We start from the raw sequence: 839 nt of genomic DNA on the forward strand, positions 1-839 counted from the left end.
CGCCGGCGTCGGGCGTCTGCTGCTGGCCGACTTCGATGCCGTCGACCTCTCCAACCTGCAGCGGCAGATCCTGCATACGAGCGAGCGCATCGGTTGGACCAAGGTCGATTCGGCCATAGCGTCACTCGAGGCGCTCAATCCACATTGCGAGCTAGTCCCGATCAAGCGCAGCCTGACCCCGACGCAGCTCGCCGCGCTGACCGCCGAGGTCGATCTAGTCGTCGACGCCAGCGACAATTTCCAGACGCGCTACGCGGTCAACGCCGCCTGCGTCACCTCCGGCATCCCGCTCGTCTCCGGTGCCGCAATCCGGGCCGAGGGTCAGGTCGCGGTCTTCTCCGGGCGCCCTGAAGACCCCTGCTACCAGTGCCTCTACCCCGATGACGGACAGGAAGGCGAGCGTTGCGCCCGCGAAGGCGTGCTCGCGCCACTCGTCGGTATCATCGGCAGCATCCAAGCGACCGAGACCATCAAGGTCCTCACGGGCTATGGCCAACCGCTGTATTCCAGGCTCCTGCTGCTCGATGCGCAAACGATGGCCGTCCGCACGCTGGCGATACCGGCCGATCCAGCCTGCCCAAGTTGCGGTAATCGCAATGCGCAGCAAGGTCCGCATTGCTTCCATTCAGCTCCGCTCTGAGCAGGCAGCCTGAAAGATGGTCCGCCGGAAGCATTGGCAAGGCGGCATTGAGACAACCTCTTAGGCTTTAGCTCTCTATAAGGGTGTCGTCGGCGAACACCGGCTCCTGGGCGAGCGCCCGGGCGATGCAGTTGACGATCTCCTTCTCGCCACGGTATTCCGTCTCAACGCGCCCTTCCTGGCTCCTTATCTTCAAGGA

The 839-nt window shown here is 63.9% G+C and carries 1 protein-coding gene; it reads left to right on the top strand.

From position 1 onward, the window contains the following. Positions 1–640: HesA/MoeB/ThiF family protein (locus CKO27_RS23945; RefSeq protein ID WP_200377411.1), on the top strand; the 640-nt coding region annotated here is incomplete at its 5' end. Between the last annotated feature and the right edge of the window lie 199 nt (positions 641–839).

The organism is Thiocystis violacea, assembly GCF_016583575.1.
GTDB lineage: Bacteria > Pseudomonadota > Gammaproteobacteria > Chromatiales > Chromatiaceae > Thiocystis > Thiocystis violacea.